Here is a 23,180-nt window from a genome sequence, read left to right on the forward strand (position 1 = left end):
CAACCCTCCTAGTACGAGAACGGCCAGGACTTCCAGTAGTTGCGAACCCGGATCCACAGGCCGAACAGGCCCCGTGGCTCGAAGATGAGGAACAGCACGATCAGCAGCCCGTACAGGACGGTCTCGACCTGGAACACGTTCGGCGTCTGCGTCGTGTCCCCGCTGATGAACGGCACCAGCGCGGGCAGCGACCGGGTCACCGGCTGCAGCAGCGAGATGAACAGCGCGCCCGCGATCGCCCCGGACACCGTCGCCACCCCGCCGATCAGCACCATCGCGATGAACTGCACCGACAGCAGCAGGTTGAACGACCCGGGCTCCACGTAGCCGGAGATCGTGTACAGCAGGCCGCCCGCGCACCCCGCGTAGAACGACGAGATGCCGAACGCCAGGACCTTGTAGCGCGTCAGCGGCACCCCGATCACCGCGGCCGCGATGTCCCGGTCGCGGATGGCGGCGAAGGCGCGGCCGATGCGGGAGCGGGCCAGGTTGCGGGCGGCCACGGCGAAGACGATGAGCAGCGCCAGCATGAGCGTGTAGAGCAGCTGCTCCTTGGTGCCGAGCGGGCCGTCCTGGTCCAGGCGCACGCCGAACAGCTGCGGGACCGCCGCCTCCCGGCCGACCCCGGGGCCGCCGGTGAGCTCCTGCCACTCCTTGAAGATGTGCTCGCCCAGGAAGACCAGGCCGAGCGTGACGACGGCCAGGTAGAGGCCGCGCAGCCGGGTGGCCAGCGGCGCGACCAGCACCCCGGCCGCCGCCGCGACGAGTCCGGCGGCGGGCAGCCAGATCCACAGCTCGGCGATGCCGTAGCCGAGGTTCTCGCCGTCCACGGGGCCGGACAGCGCGGCGGCCGTGTACGCGCCGATGGCGACGAAGAAGGCGTGCCCGAGCGAGACCTGCCCGGCGTACCCGGTGACGATGTTCAGCCCGATCGCGCCGATGGCCAGCACGTACGCCCCCGCCAGCACCTCCAGCGACCGGTCCTGCAGCAGCACCGACAGCCCGAACGCCAGCACCACGAGGACCAGCGTCGACACCCGCTTGGCCCGGGTGTCGAGCAGCGCCATGTCCTGGGCGTAGGAGGTGTAGAGCAGCGGCCGCCCGCGCACCTTTCGTGACCGGCCGGCCGGTATGTCGGGCGCGGCGGACGCCGCCGCGGAGCGCGTCTCGGTCATACCCGCTCGACCTCCCGGGTCCCGAACAGCCCGTACGGCCTGACCAGCAGGACGATCAGCATCACCACGTACGGCGACACGACCGCGAAGTTCTGCCCCAGCCACGGCGCGAACTCCCCCTGGTACGACTGGAACAGCGACTCCACCACCCCGACGACCAGCCCGCCCACCACGGCACCCCCGAGCGAGTCGAGCCCGCCCACGATGATCGCCGGCAGCGCCTTCAACGCGATCACCCAGGTCATCTGCTCGATCCCCTGCCCGGTGCCGACGAACATCCCGGCGATCGCCGCCAGGAACCCGGCCAGCCCCCACGACAGCGCGAACACCGCGCCCACCGAGACCCCCTGCGCGAGCGCGATCTCCTGGTCGAAGGCCGCCGCCCGCATGGCCAGGCCGTAGCGGGTGTAGCGGAAGAACGCGAACAGCAGCGCCACCAGCACGGCGGTGACCAGCATCATGGCCAGCCAGCGCGACTGCACGACCAGCGGCCCGAGCGAGACCTGCGTGAACCCCCACGGGTCACCGACCTGGCGCACGTCGCGGCCGATGAAGCCGTTCACCACCACCCGCACGACCACGTCGATGCCGAGCGTGATGATCGCCACGACGAAGACCGGCCGGCCCACCATCGGCCTGATCGCCACCCGCTCGACGACCAGCGCCACGCCGGCGATGAGCAGCGCCGACAGCAGGACGGCCGGGTAGAAGCCGGTCACCGCGGCCAGGTAGCTGACGGCGACCCCGCCGGCCAGCATGAGGGCGGGCTGCGCGAAGCTGATCACCCTTGTGGCCTTGTAGATGATCACGAAGCCGAGCGCGAGCAGCGCGTACACCGAGCCGTTGCCCAGGCCCCTGATCACCGACTCGAGCAGCCCCTTCACCGGCTGTACATCCCTTCGACCAGGTCCTCGAAGAGCTTGGCGATGGCCGAGCGCTTGACCTTCTGGGTGGCGGTCAGCTCGCCGTCCTCGTGGTCGAGCTCCTTCGGCAGGAACGCGAACCGCTTGACCTGCTCGACCCGGGCGAACCGCTCGTTCACCCCGGTCACGATCCCCTGGACGAGCTCCCGCACCTCCGGTTTCTCCGACAGGTCCCGGTAGGTGGTGTACGGCAGGCCGCGCCGCCGCGCCCAGTCCCCCACCGTGTCCAGCTCGATCCCGATCAGCGCCACCAGGTACGGCCGCTGGTCCCCGATCACCACGGCCTCCTTGACGTACGGCGAGGCCTTCAGCGCGTTCTCGATCTCGCTGGGCGCCAGGTTCTTGCCGCCGGCCGTGATGATGATGTCCTTCATCCGGTCGGTGATCCGCACGTGCGTGCCCTCGACGAACTCGCCCACGTCGCCGGTGTGCAGCCAGCCGTCCTCGTCCAGGACGTCCTTCGTGGCGCGGGGGTTGCGCCAGTAGCCGGCGAAGTTCCCGGGGTGCCTGGTCATGATCTCGCCGGTGGCCTCGTCGATCTTCAGCTCGATGCCGGGGTGCGGCTCGCCGACCGTGCCCAGGCGGATCCGGCCAGGGCGGTTGGCGGTGGCGATCGCGGTGTTCTCGCTCATGCCGTACACCTCGTGCATGGGCACCCCGATGCCCATGTAGAACTTGAGCACGTCGGGCGCGATCGGCGCGGCCCCGGAGGCGGCGTAGCGCACCCGCCGCATGCCGAGCCGCTCGCGCAGCGAGCGGTAGCAGAACACCCAGCCCAGCGCGTACGCCATCCGCGTGCCGGACGTGTGCCGCCCGCCCGTGCGCACCAGCGTGTCGCCGATCCGGTCGGCCGCCCGCAGCCAGAACCTGGTGACCGCCCGCTTGACCGGCGACGCCGACTCCAGCCTGATGTTGACCTGGGCCAGGACCTTCTCCCAGATCCGCGGCACCCCGAACAGGATCGTCGGCTGCACCTCCCGCAGGTTGGCCTGGACGGTGTCGATGGACTCGGCGAAGTTCACCTGCACCCCGGCCGCCGCGTTGAACCACACCGTGAACGCGCGCTCGGCCACGTGGCACAGCGGCAGGTAGGACAGGGCGAGGTCGCGTTCGGCGGGCGGCGGCGAGGTGAAGCCGCCGCCTTCGACGAGCGTGCGCACGGCGAACTCGACGTTCCCGACGGTGAGCATCACGCCCTTGGGCGGCCCGGTGGTGCCGGAGGTGTAGATGAGCGTCATCACGTCGCCGGGCTCGACCTCGGCCATGCGGCGCTCCACGGTGCCGGGGTGCGCGGCGCGGTGCTCGGCACCCAGGGCGAGCAGCTCGGGCCAGGACATCAGGACGTCGTCGTCGTAGCGGCCGCGGATGCCGCGCGGCTCCAGGTAGACGATATGCCGCAGGTCGGGGCACTCGTCGAGGACGGCCAGGGCTTTGTCCACCTGCTCCTGGTCCTCGGCGATAAGGATCTTTGCGCCGGAGTCGCCCAGCAGGTAGGCGACCTCGGCGGGCGGGTTGGTGGGGTAGAGGCCGACCGTGATGCCGCGCACGGCGACCGTGCCGAGGTCGGCGTAGAGCCATTCGGGCCGGTTCTCCGAGTGCACGGCCACCCGGTCGCCGGGCTCGACGCCGAGCGCGAGCAGGGCGTGCGCGACCAGCTCGACCTGCGTCCAGTACGCGGCCCAGGTGACCTCCTGCCAGATCCCGAGGTCCTTGTGCCGCATCGCGACGGCCTCGGGGGCGGTCCTGGCCCGCTCACGCACCCTCGTGACGATCGTCGCCGTCGTCACGCCCTCGGTCCGCACGCTCATGCCGTCCCTCCCAGGTACGCCTCGATGACCGCCGGATCGCGCTGGACCTCGGCCGGGCTGCCGAGCGCGACCGGGCGTCCGAAGTCGAGCACGAGCACCCGGTCGGCCAGGTCCATGACCAGCGCCATGTCGTGGTCCACGAGCACGACGGGGATGCCCAGCTCGTCGCGGATGTCCATGACGAACCTGGCCATGTCCTCGGTCTCCTCCAGGTTCATGCCGGCCACGGGCTCGTCCAGCAGGAGCAGCCGGGGCTCCATGGCCAGCGCGCGGCCGAGCTCGACCCGCTTCTGCACCCCGTACGGCAGCAGCCGCACGGGATGGCGGCGCCACGCCTCCAGCTCCAGGAAGTCGATGATGTCCTCGACCTTCGCGCGGGCGGCCAGCTCGGCCCGCCTGGCGCGGCCGTACCAGAGCAGCGCGGACAGCGCGCCGTAGCGGAAGTGGTGGTGGCGGCCGAGCATCAGGTTGTCCAGCACCGTCAGGTTGTGGAACAGCTCCACGTTCTGGAACGTCCTGGCCAGGCCCATGGCGGCGATCTCGTGCGGGCGCCTGGTCAGCAGGTCCGCGCCGAGGAACGTGACCCGGCCGCTCTGGGGCCGGTAGACGCCGGACAGGACGTTGAAGATCGAGGTCTTGCCGGCGCCGTTCGGTCCGATGACGGCCAGCAGCTCCGCCTGGCGCACCTCGAAGGAGACTCCGTCGATGGCCTTCACCCCGGCGAAGCTCAAGTGCACGTCGTCAAATGTCAGGAGAGCCATCGTTTTCTCCGCTTGTAGTGCTTGACCTCGCGGAACGAGCGGACGGCCCCCAGGTAGAACTCCTTGATGTCCTCGTCGGCGAGCAGCTCGCGCGCCGGCTTGTCCATCACGATCTTTCCGGTCTCCATGACGTAGCCGTGGGAGGCGATGGACAGGGCCATCGTGGCGTTCTGCTCGACCAGCAGGACCGTGGTGCCCTGCCGGTTGATCTCGACGATGAGGTCGCGGACCTGGCCGACCAGCGACGGCGCCAGGCCCAGGCTGGGCTCGTCCAGCAGCAGGTATTTCGGGTCCGCCATGAGGGCGCGGCCGACGGCCAGCATCTGCTGCTCGCCGCCCGACAGGTAGCCGGACACGCTCCTGCGCCGCTCGCGCAGCACCGGGAACAGGTCGTAGACGCGCTGCAGCTGCGAGTCGCCCGCGGTGTGGCCGCCGACCCTGAGGTTCTCCTCGACGGTCAGCTCCGACAGGATGCGGCGGCCCTCCATCACCTGGCTCACCCCGCGCCGGACGATCTGGGCCGGCCTGAGGTGGTGGATGGGCTTGCCCTCCAGCGTGACGCCGCCCTTGGTGACCTCTCCGTCGTGCACGTCGAGTAGCCCCGACAGCGCCCGCAGCAGGGTCGTCTTGCCCGCGCCGTTCGCACCGAGCAGCGCCACGATCGACCCGGGCGGGACGCTGAGGCTGACGCCGCGCAGCACGAGCATCACGTCGTCGTAGACGACCTCGAGGTTGCGTACCTCAAGCACGCGCGGCTCCTCGGGATGGTGTGGCCTATGTCACTCCCCCGATGAGGCCAATGTCCACGCTTGCCCGGCGCGCCACAAGAGGCCCGGCCGAAATTCGAACGAGACTCTGGTCCTAGGATTTCTGGTATGGCAATTTGTGAGCATCTTTCCACGTCCGACGACCCGACCGCGAAGACTCCGGCCGGCTGCGAGGAGTGCCTGGCCTCTGGCGGCCGCTGGGTCCACCTGCGGCGCTGCCTGGAGTGCGGCCACATCGGCTGCTGCGACTCCTCGCCGTCCAAGCACGCCACCGGCCACTTCCACGCGACGGGCCACCCGGTCGTCCAGTCCTTCGAGCCCGGCGAGAGCTGGCGGTGGTGCTTCGTGGACAGCCAGATGGCCTGACGCCGGCGGATCGCCTCATTGGACGAAGGGCCTAACGCTCGAGGATCGCTTCCTCGAAGTCGAGCTGGGCCATCACCTCGCGCAGCACCTCGTCCTCGAGCCGGCGCTCGTCGCGCAGCCGGACGAACACCTGACGCTCGGCCTGCAGCATGTCGCGGCGCAGGCGGCGGTAGAGCGAGCTGGGGGTCTCCGCGCCGCCGGCGCCGGTGCCGCCGCCCAGGCGCTCCCACGCGCTCAGGGAGCGCCGCCACGACTTCTCCTTGAGCTGGTCGACGACCTGTTTCTGGATCTCGTCGGGCTCGCTCCCGAGCTGGGCGACCAGCCGGTCCAGCTCCGCCAGCCCCGCCTCCAGCGCCGCCTGCTGGGCCGCCGCCTCGGCCAGGCGGTCTTCGTACCGCTCCTGCTCGCTCGACACGCGCAACCGCCTGATCAGCGCGGGGAACGTGGTGCCCTGGATGAGCAGCGTGCCGATCACGGTGGTGAACGTCAGGAACAGCAGCATCGCCCGATCGCGCTCGGGCACCTCCGGCGGGATGGCGAACGCGGCGGCCAGCGACACCACGCCCCGCATGCCCGCCCACCCCAGGATCACCGTCTGCGGCACCGTCGGCCGCCGGTCGCCCTTACCCAGCACCTTGATCAGGTAGGTCACCGAGAACACCCACACGAACCTGCTGACGATCGTCACCCCCAGCACCGCCGCCGCGTAGCCGGCGACGTGCCAGGGGCTGTAGCCGGTGATGCCCTCGACCACGGTCACGAGCTGCAGCCCGATCAGCGCGAACACGATCGCTTCGAGGAAGAAGTCGGTGACCCTCCACACCGCGTCGGACACCAGCCGCGTGCCGAACCCCCGCAGGTGCATGCGGTTGCCCAGGTAGAGGCCGACGATCACGACCGAGATGACGCCGGAGGCGTGCACGGACTCCGCCGTGAGGTAGGCGGCGAACGGGATCAGCAGCATCAGCGTGTTCTCGACCAGCGAGTCGCGGGTGCGCTGGAACAGCCAGGCGAAGACGAACGCCAGCGCCAGCCCGATCGCCACCCCGCCGGCGGCGGCGAGCACGAACTCGCCCAGCCCCTCCCACAGGCTCACGGCCCCGCCCACGGCCGCCCCGATGGCCACCCGGTAGAGCGTCAGCGCGGTGGCGTCGTTGAACAGGCTCTCGCCGATCAGAATGGTCAGCGACGTGCGCGGCAGGCCCAGCCGCCGCCCGACCGCCACGGCGGCCACCGCGTCGGGCGGGGCGATGATGGCGCCGAGCGCGAACGCGAGCGCGAGCGGCAGGTCGGGCAGCAGCAGGTGGACGACCAGCCCGACGACGGCCGTGGTGAACACCACCAGCCCGACCGACAGCAGCCCGACGGCCCGCTTGACGTCACGCAGGCGCAGGTAGGAGCTGTCGAGCGCGGCGGAGTAGAGCAGCGGCGGCAGGAAGACGTAGAGCACCAGCTCCGGGTCCAGCGGCACGGCCGGCACCAGCGGCGAGACCAGCAGCCCCGCCGCCACCAGCAGGAGCGGGGCCGGCCAGCCCTTGCGCCGTGCGACGGCCGTCACGCCGATCGCCCCACCGGCCATCAACAGCAGTTGCAGGCCCATGGTCGGATTCACCCACGCTCCTCCCGCCCGAGCCCCGTCCTGTCAGGGGCGATCGATCAGGTCCGGATCGATCGTCCCGCGGTGAGCGTACCGTCCGGGCGGAAGCGCGTGGTCACCACTCCCTGCGGTCGCTTCTCTCGTGGTAGTCGGGCTGCTCGGGGCGCAGGCGCTCGCCCGTGGAGAACATGGGGTCCCCGGCGTACGAACGCGGCAGGTTCGGGTCGGGCTGCTGTTGCTGGTACTGCTCCTGCCGGCCGAGGGCCAGCAGCGGGTCCACCGGGTTGGGCGGGGTCTGGTAGGGGCCGTAGTCGTCGTGGACGGGCTGCGGCGGCTGCTGGGGGGCCGAGCGGCGGCGGCCCGCACCCGGGATGCCGTGCATGGGCGTGCCCAGGCCCGCCGCGCTCGCCTGCGGCTGGGGCTGGGGCTGGGGCTGAGGCTGGGGTTGCGACTGCGGCTGCGGCTGGTAGGCGTCGGGGCGCCGGCCGCCGTACGGGTCCGAGGGGTAGGGGTCGGGCGGGTACTGGTCGGGCCGCTGCTGGTACGGGTCGGCGGCCTGGGACGGGAAGCCGAGCGGGTCGGTGCTCAGCGGCGCCTGGCGGCGCTGGTCGCCGGGCATCTGGTAGACGGGCTCGCTGTCGACGTACTGGGGGCCGGTGAACGGCTCGGGCGGGGGCGGCTGGGTGTAGTGGGGGCCGCTGAGCGGGTCGGCGGTGTACTGCGGGCCGCTGAAGGGATCGCCGGTGTACTGGGGACCGCTGAAGGGGTCGCCGGTGTACTTCGGCTGGGGGCCGGTCGCGTCCACGTACTGGGGGCCGGTGAAGGGGGTCCGGGGCTCGCCGTACGCGGGGGTGGTGTCCCGGGGGGCCGCGGTCTCACCGTACGCGGGGGCTGGGTCCCTGGGGGCAGTGGTCTCGCCGTACGAGGCCACCAGCTTGTCCTGGTGGGCGGGGGCGCCCCGGGCCACGAGGACGTCGCTGGGCGACAGGGCCGCCGTGGGCCGCTCGTCCAGCTGCGGCGGGGGCGGTTGCTGGGAGTGCTGGGCCGGCCGGTGATATTGGCCGGTGCCCGGGATGACCTCGGTGCCGGGATCGTGCGCGGGCACGGCGGGCTGCTCGCCCGTGGCCTCCGCGAACCCCTCGTCGAGCGTGTCGAGCAGCCGGCCGACGTCTTCCATCGGCATGCGGAAGCTCGCTGTGCACATCTCGCCGCGCCACAGGCTGAGGACCAGCGTTCCCTCATGCCACGTGACGCGGAGGCACCGCTCCTGACCTCGTGCATCGAAGAAGACTTCGCCGAACGACGGCAACGGGACAACTTCCGACATGGCAGACATACTGCTTTAACCAGCCTTTATTCGTCCACTCAACCCCGGAAAACCCTACTGAACCGGCCTTCCCATTCACACCGGGAACCCCTGCGGTCACGCCCGGTGAGGACAGGTTGGAGTTCCGATCGCCCAGTGTGCCACGCAACCCGCCGAGAGGGTCCGGGAACGCCGGGATGCGTCTGGCCGATCACACCGCGTTCGGCACGACGACCCTGGAATGCGGGTAGCGTTTACTGCCGTGCCGGACTCCCATCTCCCGCCAGTGGACGAACTGCTCAGCATCGCGGTCAACGCTCTCGGAGGGAGCGAACGGCAGGGCCAGGTCACCATGGTCCAGGCCGTGCAGAAGGCCATCGACGACGAGGAGCATCTGGCCGTCCAGGCGGGCACGGGGACCGGCAAGTCGCTGGCGTACCTCGTGCCCTCCATCCGCCACGCGATGGACAGCGACACCCCCGTCGTGATCTCCACGGCCACCATCGCGCTGCAGCGCCAGCTCGTCGACCGCGACCTGCCCCGGCTGTCCGAGGCGCTGGCCAAGGAGCTGCCGCACGAGCCGACGTTCGCGATACTCAAGGGCCGCCGCAACTACCTGTGCCGCTACAAGGCGACGGCGGGCTGGCCCGAGGAGGACGAGCAGGACCAGCTGTTCGACCCGCGCGAGGTGAGCGCGACCGGGCGCATGGTGCAGCGCATCCAGGAGTGGGCCGAGGAGACCGAGACCGGCGACCGCGACGAGCTGGTGCCCGGGGTGAGCGAGCAGGCGTGGCGGCAGTTCTCGGTGAGCGCCCAGGAGTGCCTGGGCGCCACGCGCTGCCCCAGCGGCGCCGAGTGCTTCGCCGAGCTGGCCAGGGCGCGGGCGGGCGAGGTCGACGTGGTGGTGACCAACCACGCGCTGCTGGCCATCGACGCCATGGGCGACCTGCCGGTGCTGCCCGAGCACGAGGTCGTGGTGGTCGACGAGGCCCACGAGCTGGTCGACCGGGTGACGTCGGTGGTGACCAGCGAGCTGTCGGAGGCGTCGGTCATGCTGGCCGTACGCCGGGTCGGCCGGCTGATCGACCAGCCCGTCGCCGACCAGCTCATGGAGGCCGGCGAGGACCTCAAGGCGCTGCTGGCCGCCGCGCCGCCCGGCCGCATCGACGAGCTGCCCCAGGTGCTCGGCCTGACCCTCCAGCTCATCCGCGACACGGCCTGGCGCTGCATCACGGCCATGGGCCCGCGCAACGCCGACAAGGACGACCCGGACAAGGCGGGGCAGCGCAAGGCGGCGTTCACGGCGCTGGACGAGGTGCACGACACGGCGGTGCGCATGCTCGACGCCTACGGGCACGCCTCCGAGGCCGACCGGGCCGAGGTGGTCTGGCTCGACGCGGGCACCGACCGGCGCCCGCCGATGTTGCGGGTGGCGCCGCTGAGCGTGAGCGGCATGCTGCGCGACAAGCTGTTCGGCGAGCGCACGGTGGTGCTCACCTCGGCCACGCTGGCGCTCGGCGGCACGTTCGACGCGCTGGCGGCGCAGTGGGGGCTCGGCGACGGCAAGTGGCAGGGCATCGACGTCGGCTCGCCGTTCGACCACCCGCGCGCCGGCATCCTCTACGTCGCCAAGCACCTGCCCCAGCCGGGGCGCGACGGGCTGCCGCAGCAGTACCTCGACGAGATCGCCGAGCTGATCGAGGCGGCCGGCGGGCGCACGCTGGGGCTGTTCTCCTCGATGCGCGCGGCCAAGGCGGCCACCGAGGCGCTGCGCGACCGGCTCGACGTGCCGCTGCTGTGCCAGGGTGACGACTCCACGATGCTGCTGGTCAAGCAGTTCGCCGAGGACGAGCCGACGTGCCTGTTCGGGACGCTGTCGCTGTGGCAGGGCGTGGACGTGCCAGGGCCGTCACTGCGGCTGGTCATCATCGACCGGGTGCCGTTCCCGCGCCCGGACGACCCGCTGACCTCGGCCCGGCAACGGCATGTGGCGGCCAAGGGCGGCAACGGGTTCATGGCGATCGCGGCCAACCACGCCGCCCTGCTGCTGGCGCAGGGGGTCGGCCGGTTGCTGCGGTCCCAGGACGACAAGGGCGTGATCGCGGTCCTGGACCCCCGGCTGGCCACGGCCCGCTACAGCGGGTTCCTGCTGGGCTCGCTCCCGCCGTTCTGGCGCACCACGGACCCGGCCGTCCCGCGAGCCGCCCTGAAGCGCCTCGCCACCGACCCCACCTGACCCGCCCCACCGCCTCGACCCGACCGCCCGGGAATCCGCGGATCGGCCTCGCCACCCCGGTTCGACCGGGCACGCGGGCGCCTCCGGCCTGCCCACCGCACACGCGGCAGGCCCGTGCCGCGTCGGCGGCGCCGCGCCTCGCTCCCGCCGGACGGTCACGCCGGGCCCATGCGGGGGCCGGTGCAGCGAATGCGGGAACGGCGCAGCTCGGCGAACGCGTGCGGCGGCACTGTGTCACGGCAAGCGGCGCAACCGGCAGCGCGGCATGGCGCGAGCGTGCGAGACGGGTTGGGCGGACGCCGGTGACCGGGGAAAGCCCGAGAGCTGGCGCAAGCCCCGTAAGCGGAAAAGCCCTAAGACCAGGGAGCCAGGTCCGGGCGTTTCGGGGACACCCCGTCGCCCGACGACACCCCGCGCAGGCGGCGGGAGACCCAGGGCACCAGGTATTCGCGCATCCACTGCGCGTCCTCGCGCCGCCGGGCGCGCGGGTCCACCGACCGGTCCGGCCAGTCCTTGCGCCAGTCCTCGAACGGCACCCCCAGCACGTCCAGCACCCGGGCCGCGACCAGCCGGTGGCCGTCCTCGTTCATGTGCAGCCGGTCCGCGCTCCACGCCCGCCAGTCGCGCAGCCCCTGCATGGACCACTGGTCGACGAGGCGGCAGCCGTACAGGTCGGCGATGGAGCGCAGGTGCAGGTAGAAGATGGCGAAGCGGCCGCGCAGGCGGCGCATGAGCGGCGTGTCACGCGGGTCCACCCCCGTGAACAGCAGCACGTCGGCCCCGCCCGCCCGCAGGTCGCGTACGCCCCGCGCGAGCTGCTTGGCCATCACGTCCGGATCGCTGCCCGGCCGCAGCAGGTCGTTGCCTCCGGCGCAGAGGCTGACCAGGTCGGGGGCCATCTCGACGGCCACCGGCACCTGCTCGGCCACGATCTGGTCGAGCAGTTTGCCGCGGACGGCCAGGTTGGCGTAGCGGAAGGCGGGGTCGTCGGCGGCGAGCCGTTCGGCCACCCGGTCGGCCCATCCACGGTAGTGCCCGTCCGGACCGGGATCGTTCAGCCCTTCCGTGAAACTGTCGCCGAGGGCGACGAAGGACTTGTAGTGCCTCATGAGGTGGTGTTCATCTCCGCGATAGCTTGCAGCGCAAGGACGTATGACTGTAGCCCGAAGCCCGCGATGGTTCCCGTCGCCACCCCGGACACGACAGAGGTATGGCGAAACTCTTCCCTGGCCACGGGATTGGAGATGTGCACCTCTACGAGCGGGGCGGTGCGCTGGGCGATGGCGTCGCGCAGGGCGTAGGAGTAATGAGTGAAGGCGGCCGGGTTGAGCACGACCGGGATGCGGCCGTCGCACGCCTCGTGGATCCAGCCGAGCATCTCGGCCTCGTCGTCGGTCTGGCGCACCTCGACGTGGTGGCCGAGCTCTCTGCCGGTGTCGCGGCAGAGGTCGGCGAGGTCCTCGAACGTCTCGGCGCCGTAGACGTCGGGCTCGCGCGTGCCGAGCCGGCGCAGGTTGGGCCCGTTGAGCACGAGGATCATGCGGAGATCTCCTTGTAGGCGGCTTCGAGCAGCTCTTCCGTGGGGGCTTCGAGACGGCCCGGCTTCGCCAAATCGTCGAGGACGACGAAGCGCTGCTTGGCGCCGCGGTTCTTCTTGTCCAGGCGCATGTGGTCGCGCAGGTGCGGCCAGGCGTCGGCGCGGTAGGAGACGGGCAGGCCGACGCCGGTGAGGATGGCGCGGGTGCGGTCGACGACGTCGGCGCGGCCGGAGAGCCTGGACAGCTCGGCGGCGTAGACCATGCCGATGGCGACAGCCTCGCCGTGGCGGATGCCGTAGTGCTCCTCGCGCTCGATGGCGTGGGCGAGCGTGTGGCCGTAGTTGAGGATCTCGCGCAGGCCCGCCTCGCGCAGGTCGGCGCCCACGACGTCGGCCTTCACCCGGATCTTGCGCTCGATGAGCTCGCGGGTGTGGGGCCCGTCGGGACGGGTCGCCGCCTCGGGGTCGGCCTCGATGAGCCTGAGGATCTCCGGGTCGGCGATGAAGCCGCCCTTGATGATCTCGGCCAGGCCCGCCACGTAGTCGGCCCTGGGCATGCCGGCCAGCGTGGACAGCTCGCACAGCACGCCCGCGGGCGGCAGGAAGGTGCCCACGAGGTTTTTGCCCTCGGGGGTGTCGATGCCGTTCTTGCCGCCGACCGCCGCGTCCACCATGGCCAGCAGCGTCGTGGGCACGAGCACGACCTGTACGCCGCGCAGCCACGTGGCCGCCACGAACCCGGCCAGGTCGGTGGTCGCGCCCCCGCCCACGCCGACCACGGCGTCGGAGCGGGTCACGCCGTGGCGGCCGAGCGCGGACCACAGGCCCGCGGCCACCTCGACGGTCTTGGCCCGCTCGCCGTCGGGCACGGGCAGCTCGACCACCTCGTGGCCGGCGGCGGACAGCGCCTCGCGGACCGGCCAGGCGATCTCCGGCAGGGTCTCGGGGCAGATGACCGCGACGGTGCGCACGCCGGGCTTGAGCAGCGTGGTCAGCTCGGCCAGCACGCCGGTGCCGACCACCACGTCGTACGGGCTGTCCCCGCGTACGGTGATCCTCGTCGCCGTCATGCGGGCAGCCCCTTCACGATCTCGTCGGCGAGCTCCTCCGGCTCGCGCTTGTCGGTCACCACCGTCATCACGGCCAGCCGCTCGTAGACCGGCCGCCGCTCCTCCATGAGCTTCTTGAGCCGGCTGCGCGGGTTGAGCACCAGCAGCGGCCTGGCCGAGGCGAGCCCGACCCGCTGGACCGCGTCGGCCAGCCCGACCTCCAGGTAGACGACGTGGTGACCGGCGAGCAGGGCCTGCGTCTCCTCGTGCAGGACGGCGCCGCCGCCCAGGGACAGGATGCCCTCGTGCTCGGCCAGCGCGCGGCGCACGGCCTCGTGCTCCAGCTCGCGGAAGCGGGCCTCGCCGTCCTCGACGAAGATGTCGGCGACGGGCTTGCCCGCCACGGCCTCGATGTCGGCGTCCGTGTCGCGGAACCCGACGCCGAGCCGCTCGGCGAGCAGCCGCCCGAGCGTCGTCTTGCCGGACCCGGGCGGCCCGATGAGCACGGCCTTCGCTGTCATTTGATCACCATGGAAGAGAGGTAGCCGGACAGGTTGCGGGCGACTTCCTCCACGGAGTCGCCGCCGAACTTCTCGATCGCCGCGTCGGCCAGCACCAGCGCGACCATCGCCTCGGCCACGATGCCGGCCGCGGGCACGGCGCACACGTCGGAGCGCTCGTGGTGGGCCTTGGCCGCCTCACCGGTCTTGACGTCGATCGTGGCCAGCGCCCTGGGCACCGTGGAGATCGGCTTCATCGCGGCGCTGACCCGCAGGATCTCGCCGTTGGTCATGCCGCCCTCGACCCCGCCGGCGCGGTTGGTGATGCGGCGCACGCCGTCTTCGGTGGTGTATTCGATCTCGTCGTGGGCGCGGGACCCCGGGCGCCTGGCGGTCTCGAAGCCGTCGCCGACCGCCACGCCCTTGATCGCCTGGATGCCCATCAGCGCCGCGGCGAGCCTGGAGTCGAGCCTGCGGTCCCAGTGCGTGTAGCTGCCCAGGCCCGGCGGCAGGCCGTAGGCGAGGACCTCGACGACGCCGCCGAGCGTGTCGCCGTCCTTGTGGGCCTTGTCGATCACGGCGACCATGGCGGCGCTGCCCTCGGCGTCGGAGCACCGGACCAGGTCATCGTCGATCCTGGCCAGGTCGTTCGGGCCGGGCAGGATCTCGGACGGGGTGCGGGCGCCGCCGATCTCGGTCACGTGGCTGAGGATGTCGACGCCGAGCGCCTGCTTGAGGAAGCGCCTGGCGACCTCGCCCAGCGCCACCCGGGCGGCGGTCTCGCGGGCGCTGGCCCGGTCGAGCACGTTGCGGGCGTCGTCGAAGCCGTATTTCTGCATGCCCGCCAGGTCTGCGTGGCCGGGGCGGGGCCGGGACCTGGGCGAGTTGCGGGCCAGGCCCTCCAGCTCGGCCGGGTCGACCGGGTCGGCCGACATGACCTTCTCCCACTTGGGCCACTCGGTGTTGCCCACGCGGATCGCGACCGGGCTGCCCATCGTGCGCCCGTGGCGGACGCCTCCGACGATCGTCACCTGGTCCTGCTCGAACTTCATCCGCGCGCCCCGGCCGTAGCCGAGCCTGCGGCGGCGCAGGGCCTCGTCGATGGCGGCCGTGCTCACCTCCACCCCGGCCGGCAGGCCTTCCAGGATGGCGACGAGTTCGGGCCCGTGGGACTCTCCAGCGGTCAACCAGCGCAACATGCGTACAAGTCTTCCATGTGCGGCCTAGTGAGATGTCCCTCGCTCACCAGGCGAGACAGAGTGTCGTGAGCGCGCCCAGGAGCATGAAGGGGCCGAAGGGGAACTGCGTGTGCCGGTTCCCGCGGCCGGTCAGCAGCAGGGCCACGCCGTAGACGGCGCCGAGGAGCTGGCCGCAGAAGGCCGCCGCCACCAGGGCCGGCCAGCCCAGGGCGGCGCTGGCCATGCCGATGAGCCCGGCCAGCTTGACGTCGCCGAACCCCAGCGCGTCCGGCCTGGCGAACCAGAGCAGGCCGTACACCCCCGCCAGCGCCGCCCCGCCGGCCAGCGCCCTGGGCAGCTCTCCCGTCGGCAGCAGCGCCAGCGCCGCGATCGGGTACGCGGGCAGCGTGATCGCGTCGGGCAGCGTACTGGTACGCCAGTCGATGACGGCCAGGGCGACCCCGATCACGGCGAGGCACACGTACGGCGGCCCCACCCGCCAGGCGACCAGCGCGGCCACGGCGGCGGTCGCCAGTTCGACGGCCGCCGGGGGCAGTCCGCCGTCGTGGGAGTGGTAGGAGTCCGCCAGCGCCCTGATGCGGTTCCCGCAGATCAGCCCGATCAGCGCCATGAGTGCGACCACGCCGCAGACCATAGGCCCGCCGTCGCGGGAAGGGAGCTCGAACGCCGGATCCGGTATGGCTGCCCGCCGGCGGCTATTGCGGACAAGGGCTCGATCACGGAAACTGCCCGCGTGGACAGGGACCGGTTCGCCAGGGTCGCGGTGGTCATTGCGACGTTCGTCCTTGCCCCTGTGTTGCTCGAGATGCTCGCCTGGTACATCGAGGGCGAGGACTACAACGTCTCCCGCGCCGTCACCGTGCTGGCCGTGGTCGCCGCGCTCGCGCTGATCGCCGCCGTGGCGGGCCGGGTGCGCGGCAGGCTGCCCGTCATGCTGGTCACCGCCATGACGGTGGCCGCGGCAGGCGGGCTGGTGCTGGGGTTCGCGGCCGGGTTCGGGCCGGTGTTGTGGAACCGCGGCGTGCCCGGCGAGTTGCTCGGCCTGTCCATGATCGGGATCGCCGCGTTCACCGCGCTGACCGGCGGCTACCTGCTGTTCCTCTACCGCCGTGGCCTGTACGTGCCCCATCTGGAGACCACCGCGGGCCCCTCCCCGACCACCACGAAGCGCAAGGTGATCGGCGAGTCGGAGATCCTGATCCGCACCCTCCCGGAGATCAGCCACGCCCTGGAGAAGGCCCTGGGGAGCTGCGTGTCCGTGATCGACCAGGAGGACCTGCACTTCGTGGCGTTCTTCGGCCCGTCCGGCTGCGCCTTCTACACCGACGTGCTCGACGACGCCGATTTGCAGCACTTCTTCCACGAGACGACCCCCGAGGAGCGCCGGATCACCTATCTCAGGCTCGGCAGCCAGCTCCACTGGATCGGCGGCCGCCTGGACACGCACCTGCGCTCGATGGAGAGCGGCACGGTGATCAGGACCGTGCTGGACGTCGAGCGCGGCGCCCTGTTCCACTACTGGGTCGACCACGGCCGCTACATCATCGGCGTCACCCTCGACCAGCGCCGGGTCGGCGTGGCCGACGACAAGATGGCCCGGCTCGTGGACATGATCCGCGGCCACTTCACGCTGCCGCCGATCAACCAGCGGGTCAGGCAGCAGCCGGGCGCCAACGTACGCCCGATCAAGAAGGAGGACGCGTGGCCGGAATCGGGCTCCTGACCGCGGGCTTGGGCGTCCGGGGAGGCCGCCGCTCAGCCGTTGCCTGACCGGCCCCTGGAGAACCAGCGGCGCCTGCGCGGCGCGGGCTCCACCCGGGCCACGGTCACGCCGGTCAGCTCGTTCACAGTGCCGGACTCGACGGCGGCCAGCGCCTCCAGCACCTCCCCCTCGATCACGAACTGCACCGGCCCGGCCACGTCCACCACGACCGCCGCGGCCCGCTCCTGCACGGCGGCCCGGCACACCTGGAGCGCGGTGGCCTGGATCGGCCGGGCGTCGGGCCGCCACCGGGCCAGCGACTGCGTGCCGGTGAACGCGAGCACCGCCTGCCTGCCGTCCTGCCCGACGAGCTTGGGCAGGGCCATCTCGCTCTCCTTCTCCTGCCGCAGCCCGTGCGCGCCGACCTCGGTCTCGGTCAGCAGGGCCACCACGGGGACGAGCAGCCGGGCGCCGGAGAGGGCGTTGAGCACCTCGGCGGGGCCGGCCGTACCCGCCTCGTAGGAGGCCAGGGCGGCGGCCACGGCGGGGGCGGCGGAGCCGTCGTCGTGGGGGTCGAGGGGCTGCGGAATGCTGGGCACAGCCTCCGAGACTACCCGCGCCCCGAGCCCGCCCCCGCCTCCTGCCTCACCCACGCGGCCCGCGCCTTTGTCGGTCCCGGTTGATAGACAGGCCCGGTGAGACCCGCCGACCCTCCACCCGACGACCCTCCGCCCGCCGAGCAGCTCGCCGCCGTGCGGGCCGTGCTCGCCGCCAGCCCCGTCGTCACCTCCGTGCTGCACGGCGCCCGCGCGCTCGATCCGCCCGGCTGGTGGGTCGCGGCCGGCGCGGTCGCCCAGACGATCTGGAACCACGTGACCGGCCGCCACCCCGACCACGGCATCCGGGACTACGACCTGATCTACCACGACCCGTCGGACCTGTCCTGGGAGGCCGAGGACGCAGTGATCAGGGCGGGCCGGGAGGTGTTCGGCGACGTGCCGGTGGAGATCCGCAACGAGGCGCGCGTGCACCTCTGGTACGCGGAGCGCTTCGGCATCCCCTGCCCGCCCTACCGCAGCGCCGAGGACGCGATCGACTCCTTCCCGTCCACGACCTGCGGCCTCGGCGTGCGGATCGAGCCGTCGGGCGAGTGGCGGCTGTACGCCCCCTACGGCGTGTCGGACGCGTTCGACCTGGTCGTGCGGCCCAATCCGCGGCTGGCGCCCCGCCACGTCTACGAGGCCAAGGTGGCCCGCTGGACCGCCACGTGGCCCGAGCTGACCGCGCTTCCCTGGCCGGACGCGTGACGCCCACCGGCGGCGCCCTGCCCGGTGGCGGCTATCCGAGGTCGGCGATCGCCGCCACCGGACCGCCGCCGGAGGGGCCCTGGTGCACGGCGGCGACCGAGACGAACACCGCGGGATCGCCCGTGACCGAGGCCGCCACCCCGCCCACCGCGGCCTTGATCTGCCGGTGCCAATGCACGTCGGAGTCGTCGAGCATGATGTTGCGCCGCCCGCGCACCCGCCCGGACGGGTCGGCCTCGCACTTCATGAACACGTTGACCAGCCGCCCCCCGAGGTCCGACGGGTGCGGGCGGTCGGGCAGGGCGAGCCCGGAGTCCCTGATGGCCTCCCAGATGCCGTCGGCGTCGAGGGCGTCCTTCATGACGCTGTGGCCGATGCGATAGCGCCCGCCGATCCCGCGCACGTTGCCCACCAGCACGATCTGCGCCCGGTCCAGCTCCACGCCCGACGAGCAGGAGGCCACCGACGAGTACAACGACAGGTCCTTGTGGATCTGGTCGGCGCTGGGCATCTCGATCTCGCCGAGCGCGACGGCGATGCCGAGCGCGGTGGTGGAGTTGGACAGGTCCATGGAGGGACCGGTCTCCTCGATGGCGGTGTCCTGGCCGCGGCTCTTGGCCTCGGTGATCGTGGCCAGGGTGAGCAGCGGCGTCTTGGTCTGTACGTAGTGCACGTCGCGCGGGTCGTCGATGCCGGCGATCTTCATGGCCTCCCGCACCCCGGCGGCGACCTTCTCCACCATGGCCGGGCGGCCGATGTCCTCGGGCAGGATGACCTCGCTCATCGCCACGCCGACCGACAGGCGCGGCTCCTCGGTGGCGGGGGCGTCGGCCGTGGTGGCGAAGATGGTGGCGTGCGGGCTGAGGATCCCGTCGGTGCCACCCGACCACACCAGCGGCACGCTCTCCGGCGCCGGATGCCCGTGCTCGGCCAGGACCTCGCGGAAGGCGCGGTCGGCGAGGATGCGGGTGTAGTCGTTCACGCCGCCGTTGCCCTCGGTCTTGCCGACGACGGCGAGCACCCGCTCCGCCTCGATCACCCCGTCGGCGATGAGCCGTGACAGCCCGGAGGCGTCGGTGACGCTCTCGATCGGCACCTTGCGCACTTCGATCGGGTCCGGCATGCGTTACCCCTCCTCCTGGCGTCATTCCCCGATGACGCTACCGAGCCGGTCAGCGGGGTTCATGGTCAATGTGTGCCCATGAACCCCGCGGGTGATGTCAAGGTGCGCTCAGCACCGCCGCGGGCGACAGCCGGGCGGCGCGTGCCGCCGCGGGCGACAGCCGGGCGGCGCGTGCCGCCGGACAGAGCCCGGCCGCCGCCCGGACGAGCAGCATGGCGCTCAACGCGGGATAAGCGTCGTGCCCCGAGGGGGCTAGGGTCGCGAGTGTGATTCGCGAAGCACACGTCAACGGGATCAAGCTCGTCTACCGGGAGGAAGGCGATCCTTCCGCTCCCCCGCTCCTGCTGCTGCACGGCCGTACGGCGAACCACAACGACTGGAACGGCGTCACCCAGCACTTCGCGGCCCGCCACCACGTGTTCGCCCTCGACCTGCGCGGCCACGGGGCCAGCGGGTGGCCGGGCGAGTACCCGGTGCCCGCGATGGCCGAGGACGTCGTCGCGCTGCTCGACCACCTGGGCATCGAACGGGCCACGCTGGTGGGGCACTCGCTCGGCGGCGTGGTCGCCTATCACGCGGCCATGAACCATCCGGATCGGGTGGCGCGCCTGGTGCTGGAGGACCCGCCGCCACCGGTGCCGCTCACCGGCCGATCGCCGATCGTGGAGGACGGGTCCACCGGGTTCGACTGGCGGATGATGCACGACACGGAGCGGCAGATGCTCGACCCGGATCCTGCATGGGCGGAGGGTCTGGGGAAGATCACGGCGCCCACGCTGGTGTTGTCGGGAGGGGCGCAGAGCCCCTTCGACGCCGGGGAGGTGGCGGCCCGGATCCCGGGGGCGAAGCTGGTCACGATCGAGGCCGGGCACCTGATCCACGTCAGCGCCCGCGGGGAGTTCGTGCGGACGGTCGACGCGTTCCTCGACTCCTGACCGCAGCGGGTGGCCGACTCACCGGCAGGACCATCTGATGGCGGGGCCCCATCCGGCGGCCCCATCCGACCGTGCCCGGCCACAGCCGCCGTCCTTCGCGCCCATCGCGGTGGTGGTGGCGTGCATCCGCGTCGGGCTCGGGCAGCGGCCTGCGGCGGGTCGTCGAGCCGGTCGGCGGCGGCGCGGGCCGCGGTGGCGACCCTGGCAGCGGCCTCGCGGCGCGGGTCCGAGCGGCGGGGGCCCGAACGGTGAGGAGTTCTCGGGGCATGGGCACAACACCTGACGAAAAGGACTTAGCTGGGGCAAACGTGACCCCAATGTCATAAAGATCCGCCATCGTGGAAAGGTGCGAACCAGGCTCAGCGATCTCATGAAGGAACGGCTGAGCACGTTCGGCCTGATGGCGCCCTCCATCGCGCAGTGCGCGGTCGGTGCCGCGCTGGCCTGGGTCATCGCCATCGAGCTGCTCGGCCACCCACGCCCCTTCTTCGCCCCCATCTCCGTGCTGATCTGCGTGGGCGTCGGGCTCGGGCAGCGGCTGCGGCGGGTCGTCGAGCTGGTCGTCGGGGTCAGCCTGGGCGTCGGCGTGGGCGACCTGCTGGTGTACCGGATCGGCTCGGGCGCCTGGCAGCTCGCGCTGGTGGTCGGGCTGGCCATGGCGGTGGCGGTGCTGCTGAACAGCGGGGCGCTGTTCGTCGCGCAGGCGGGGTCGTCGGCCGTGCTGGTCGCCACGCTGGTGCCGGGTGAGGGGGCCGGGGGCCTGGATCGGATGGCCGACGCGCTGACGGGAGGCATCGTCGGGATCGCCGCGGTGGCGTTACTGCCCGCGAGCCCGTTCACGATCGCGGCCAAGCACCTGTCCGGGGTGCTCGACGCGCTGTCCACGGTGCTGGAACGGGCGGCGGAGGCGATCGAGAAGCGCGACGTGGACCTGGCGGCCGAGGCCCTGGAGGAGGCGCGTACGACGCAGGCGGCGGTGGAGGAGTTCGAGGCGGCGCTGGAGACCAGCAAGGAGATCACCATGATCTCGCCCCTGCACTGGCACCGGCGCGCCCGCCTGGCCCGCTACGAGACCGCCGCCGTGCCGGTGGACCTGGCGCTGCGCAACGCGCGGGTGCTGAGCAGGCGCACGCTGGCCTCGCTCGGAGAGGCCAGCCCTCCCCCGGCGGCCCTGGCCGAGGCGATGCGCGAGGTCTCGGAGGCGGCGCTGCTGCTGCAGTTGGAGCTCGGGGCCGGCCGGGAGCCGACCCTGGCCCGGCAGGCACTGCTGGCGGTGGCGGCCCGGGAGCGGCCCCAGGGGCTGGGGTTCTCGGCGCACGTCATCATCGCGCAACTGCGTTCCGTGGTCGTCGATCTGCTGCAGGCCACGGGGATGGAGCACGAGGACGCCACGTCGGCGCTCACCCCGCTGGACGAACCGGCCACCAAGGACGAGCCCACCCGACGGACCTGAGCACCCGCACCGCCAGCCGATCGGCCTACCCCCACCCGGACGGCCACGTGACCGGCCTCCGCCAGCTCGAGCTTCCGGCGACACCTGCCTGGGTGTGGTGCTCCTAGGAAATCCTCGCCGCTTCTCCCCCGCCCGCGACCTGGTCAGACTCGGGAGCACCGCCAGCCGGACGGGGCACGGCCCGCCGGCGTGACCATGGAGGTTCAGCGAACATGATCGGAAGAGTGCTGCTCATCGTCGGCTTCCTCACCACGATGGCCGCCTGCGCCGACGGACGCGGCGGCCGTACGGCGGCGGCCGCCCCGTCGGCCGCACCGTCGGCCTCAGCCTCGACGTCCCCGTCGGCAGCGGCATCGGGGCGCGGGAGTGCCGATCCGCATCCGTACGTCGGCATGTGGGTGACCGCGGACGGGCGTATCCGGCAGGAGCTGCGGGCCGACGGCCGGTACGAGGAGGAGCGCGACGGCCGCCCCCGCGCCTACACCGGCCGGTACACCGTGACGGGCAACCACCTCGACTACTTCGACGACGCCGGGTTCACCGCCACCGGCGACGTCCGTGACGGCGTCCTCTACCACGAGCACCTCGTGCTGTATCGGGAGCGATGACCGCCGCCCCGCCCCACCCTCACGGCGCGCTCAGGGCTCGGCGGTGAGGTCGTCAGAGCGTCCGGCCTCCAGTCGCGACCACTGAGGGATGGGACGTCCGTCGGTGCGGAGCCGTTCGGCGGAGCCTGTCCACCCTTGGGGCCGGCCCGGGGGCGCTTCCTGCCACGGCTCCTGGCGTCCGTACACGGTGAGGTCCATGAGCGCGTAGCTGTAGTCCATGGCCTCCACACCGCGGCGCGTCGTCCAGTACGTCTCGAAGACGCGGTCGCCGTCGCGCAGGTAGCACACCAGGTGCATCATGCCGATGTGCCGCCCGACGAGGAGCTCGCCGAGCGAGGCGGCCGCCGAGTACCACGGCATGTCCCAGCCCATGAAGTCGTGGTAGCGGCGGCTCTCGTCGTAGGGCCCCTGGCAGAAGACCGCGTAGGTGATGTCGCGGGAATGGAGGTAGGACAGCTCCGCCACCGAGGTGGCGCACCACGTGCACCCTTCGCACTGCTCGGCCGCGGGCTGCCCGGGATACCACATGAAGTAGTACGCGATGAGCTGCCGGCGCCCTTCGAACGCGTCGAGCAGGGTGAGCGGTCCGCCGGGCCCGATCAGGGTGAGGCCGGCGTCCATCTCGACCATCGGCAGGCGCCGCCGGGCCGTGGCGATGGCGTCGCCCTCGCGGGTGTGCGCCTTCTCCCGTACCCGCAGCCGGTCCAGCTCGGCCTGGAAGGTGCTCCGGTCCACGGCCTCGGGCAGGCCGGTCGCGCCGGCGGCCCCGCCCGCCGGCCCGCCGAGGTTCGCTGGTTCATCGGTCATGGCTGTCTCCTCTTCCCTGTT

General features: G+C 72.1%; 24 protein-coding genes. 7 read left to right on the forward strand and 17 right to left on the reverse strand.

Features of this window, described 5'->3' with window-relative positions:
• Window positions 1-8 precede the first annotated feature (8 nt).
• From ACBJ59_RS40610 to ACBJ59_RS40630, 5 genes are read right to left on the reverse strand one after another with little or no spacing between them, the layout of a single operon-like run.
• Window positions 9-1,175, reverse strand: coding sequence for a branched-chain amino acid ABC transporter permease (locus ACBJ59_RS40610; protein WP_375115441.1), 1,167 nt, complete (start codon window positions 1,173-1,175; stop codon window positions 9-11).
• Window positions 1,172-2,059, reverse strand: coding sequence for a branched-chain amino acid ABC transporter permease (locus tag ACBJ59_RS40615; RefSeq protein WP_364132415.1), 888 nt, complete (start codon window positions 2,057-2,059; stop codon window positions 1,172-1,174). Before ACBJ59_RS40615 ends, ACBJ59_RS40610 begins: the two co-directional genes overlap by 4 nt.
• On the reverse strand, window positions 2,056-3,906 hold the full coding sequence (locus ACBJ59_RS40620) for an AMP-dependent synthetase/ligase (protein WP_375115442.1): 1,851 nt from the start codon (window positions 3,904-3,906) through the stop codon (window positions 2,056-2,058). Before ACBJ59_RS40620 ends, ACBJ59_RS40615 begins: the two co-directional genes overlap by 4 nt.
• On the reverse strand, window positions 3,903-4,643 hold the full coding sequence (locus ACBJ59_RS40625; protein WP_375115443.1) for an ABC transporter ATP-binding protein: 741 nt from the start codon (window positions 4,641-4,643) through the stop codon (window positions 3,903-3,905). Before ACBJ59_RS40625 ends, ACBJ59_RS40620 begins: the two co-directional genes overlap by 4 nt.
• Before the next feature lie 11 nt (window positions 4,644-4,654).
• Window positions 4,655-5,374, reverse strand: coding sequence for an ABC transporter ATP-binding protein (locus ACBJ59_RS40630; protein ID WP_375115667.1), 720 nt, complete (start codon window positions 5,372-5,374; stop codon window positions 4,655-4,657).
• A 168-nt stretch (window positions 5,375-5,542) separates the two neighbouring features.
• Between ACBJ59_RS40630 and ACBJ59_RS40635 the strand changes: the two genes are divergently transcribed.
• Window positions 5,543-5,800 carry a UBP-type zinc finger domain-containing protein gene (locus ACBJ59_RS40635; RefSeq protein ID WP_375115444.1) on the forward strand — a complete coding sequence of 86 codons (258 nt, stop codon included), beginning with the start codon at window positions 5,543-5,545 and terminating at the stop codon, window positions 5,798-5,800.
• A gap of 31 nt (window positions 5,801-5,831) precedes the next feature.
• Here the strand turns inward: ACBJ59_RS40635 and ACBJ59_RS40640 are convergent, their stop codons facing one another.
• Window positions 5,832-7,412 carry a Na+/H+ antiporter gene (locus tag ACBJ59_RS40640; RefSeq protein WP_375115445.1) on the reverse strand — a complete coding sequence of 527 codons (1,581 nt, stop codon included), beginning with the start codon at window positions 7,410-7,412 and terminating at the stop codon, window positions 5,832-5,834.
• A 100-nt stretch (window positions 7,413-7,512) separates the two neighbouring features.
• Window positions 7,513-8,580 carry a hypothetical protein gene (locus tag ACBJ59_RS40645; protein ID WP_375115446.1) on the reverse strand — a complete coding sequence of 356 codons (1,068 nt, stop codon included), beginning with the start codon at window positions 8,578-8,580 and terminating at the stop codon, window positions 7,513-7,515.
• A 364-nt stretch (window positions 8,581-8,944) separates the two neighbouring features.
• On the opposite strand from ACBJ59_RS40645, the gene ACBJ59_RS40650 reads away from it, so the two are divergent.
• Window positions 8,945-10,939 carry an ATP-dependent DNA helicase gene (locus ACBJ59_RS40650; protein WP_375115447.1) on the forward strand — a complete coding sequence of 665 codons (1,995 nt, stop codon included), beginning with the start codon at window positions 8,945-8,947 and terminating at the stop codon, window positions 10,937-10,939.
• Window positions 10,940-11,292: 353 nt separating this feature from the next.
• Here the strand turns inward: ACBJ59_RS40650 and ACBJ59_RS40655 are convergent, their stop codons facing one another.
• From ACBJ59_RS40655 to ACBJ59_RS40680, 6 genes are read right to left on the reverse strand one after another with little or no spacing between them, the layout of a single operon-like run.
• Window positions 11,293-12,048, reverse strand: a complete 756-nt coding sequence (locus tag ACBJ59_RS40655; RefSeq protein WP_375115448.1) for an SGNH/GDSL hydrolase family protein — start codon at window positions 12,046-12,048, stop codon at window positions 11,293-11,295.
• The gene (aroQ, locus tag ACBJ59_RS40660) at window positions 12,045-12,479 is read right to left on the reverse strand and encodes a type II 3-dehydroquinate dehydratase (RefSeq protein ID WP_375115449.1); all 435 of its coding nucleotides are present in this window, start codon (window positions 12,477-12,479) and stop codon (window positions 12,045-12,047) included. Before aroQ ends, ACBJ59_RS40655 begins: the two co-directional genes overlap by 4 nt.
• Window positions 12,476-13,546, reverse strand: a complete 1,071-nt coding sequence (gene aroB / locus ACBJ59_RS40665) for a 3-dehydroquinate synthase (RefSeq protein WP_375115450.1) — start codon at window positions 13,544-13,546, stop codon at window positions 12,476-12,478. Before aroB ends, aroQ begins: the two co-directional genes overlap by 4 nt.
• Window positions 13,543-14,046, reverse strand: coding sequence for a shikimate kinase (locus ACBJ59_RS40670; protein WP_364132435.1), 504 nt, complete (start codon window positions 14,044-14,046; stop codon window positions 13,543-13,545). Before ACBJ59_RS40670 ends, aroB begins: the two co-directional genes overlap by 4 nt.
• Window positions 14,043-15,224 (reverse strand): chorismate synthase, encoded by a 1,182-nt coding sequence (gene aroC / locus ACBJ59_RS40675; RefSeq protein WP_375115451.1) that lies wholly within the window; start codon window positions 15,222-15,224, stop codon window positions 14,043-14,045. The genes ACBJ59_RS40670 and aroC overlap by 4 nt, the downstream gene beginning before the upstream one ends.
• Before the next feature lie 43 nt (window positions 15,225-15,267).
• Window positions 15,268-15,846 (reverse strand): prepilin peptidase, encoded by a 579-nt coding sequence (locus ACBJ59_RS40680; RefSeq protein WP_375115452.1) that lies wholly within the window; start codon window positions 15,844-15,846, stop codon window positions 15,268-15,270.
• 111 nt (window positions 15,847-15,957) lie between these two features.
• On the opposite strand from ACBJ59_RS40680, the gene ACBJ59_RS40685 reads away from it, so the two are divergent.
• Window positions 15,958-16,947, forward strand: a complete 990-nt coding sequence (locus tag ACBJ59_RS40685) for a hypothetical protein (RefSeq protein ID WP_375115453.1) — start codon at window positions 15,958-15,960, stop codon at window positions 16,945-16,947.
• A gap of 32 nt (window positions 16,948-16,979) precedes the next feature.
• On the opposite strand, the gene ACBJ59_RS40690 is transcribed toward ACBJ59_RS40685, so the two are convergent.
• Window positions 16,980-17,525: an SseB family protein gene (locus tag ACBJ59_RS40690; protein WP_375115454.1), complete on the reverse strand. Its 546-nt coding sequence runs from the start codon at window positions 17,523-17,525 to the stop codon at window positions 16,980-16,982.
• Window positions 17,526-17,621: 96 nt separating this feature from the next.
• Here ACBJ59_RS40690 and ACBJ59_RS40695 point away from each other — a divergent pair, with 96 nt between their 5' ends.
• Window positions 17,622-18,233 (forward strand): nucleotidyltransferase family protein, encoded by a 612-nt coding sequence (locus ACBJ59_RS40695; protein ID WP_375115455.1) that lies wholly within the window; start codon window positions 17,622-17,624, stop codon window positions 18,231-18,233.
• A gap of 31 nt (window positions 18,234-18,264) precedes the next feature.
• Here the strand turns inward: ACBJ59_RS40695 and ACBJ59_RS40700 are convergent, their stop codons facing one another.
• Both ACBJ59_RS40700 and ACBJ59_RS40705 read right to left on the reverse strand, forming a co-directional pair.
• A complete protein-coding gene (locus tag ACBJ59_RS40700; RefSeq protein WP_375115456.1) occupies window positions 18,265-19,356 on the reverse strand; it encodes a ring-opening amidohydrolase in 1,092 nt (363 codons plus the stop codon).
• Between the two features lie 97 nt (window positions 19,357-19,453).
• Window positions 19,454-19,579, reverse strand: a complete 126-nt coding sequence (locus ACBJ59_RS40705; protein ID WP_375115457.1) for a hypothetical protein — start codon at window positions 19,577-19,579, stop codon at window positions 19,454-19,456.
• A 43-nt stretch (window positions 19,580-19,622) separates the two neighbouring features.
• Between ACBJ59_RS40705 and ACBJ59_RS40710 the strand changes: the two genes are divergently transcribed.
• The 3 genes from ACBJ59_RS40710 to ACBJ59_RS40720 all read left to right on the forward strand — a co-directional run bounded on the left by ACBJ59_RS40710 (window position 19,623) and on the right by ACBJ59_RS40720 (window position 22,352).
• Window positions 19,623-20,291, forward strand: a complete 669-nt coding sequence (locus ACBJ59_RS40710) for an alpha/beta fold hydrolase (protein ID WP_375115458.1) — start codon at window positions 19,623-19,625, stop codon at window positions 20,289-20,291.
• 346 nt (window positions 20,292-20,637) lie between these two features.
• Window positions 20,638-21,744: an aromatic acid exporter family protein gene (locus tag ACBJ59_RS40715; protein WP_375115459.1), complete on the forward strand. Its 1,107-nt coding sequence runs from the start codon at window positions 20,638-20,640 to the stop codon at window positions 21,742-21,744.
• 212 nt (window positions 21,745-21,956) lie between these two features.
• Entirely contained in the window at window positions 21,957-22,352 is a 396-nt protein-coding gene (locus ACBJ59_RS40720) for an Atu4866 domain-containing protein (RefSeq protein ID WP_375115460.1), read from the forward strand.
• 30 nt (window positions 22,353-22,382) lie between these two features.
• Here the strand turns inward: ACBJ59_RS40720 and ACBJ59_RS40725 are convergent, their stop codons facing one another.
• Window positions 22,383-23,159, reverse strand: coding sequence for a DUF899 family protein (locus ACBJ59_RS40725; RefSeq protein ID WP_375115461.1), 777 nt, complete (start codon window positions 23,157-23,159; stop codon window positions 22,383-22,385).
• Window positions 23,160-23,180: the final 21 nt, after the last annotated feature.

Source organism: Nonomuraea sp. MTCD27 (assembly GCF_041950495.1).
Classification (GTDB): domain Bacteria; phylum Actinomycetota; class Actinomycetes; order Streptosporangiales; family Streptosporangiaceae; genus Nonomuraea.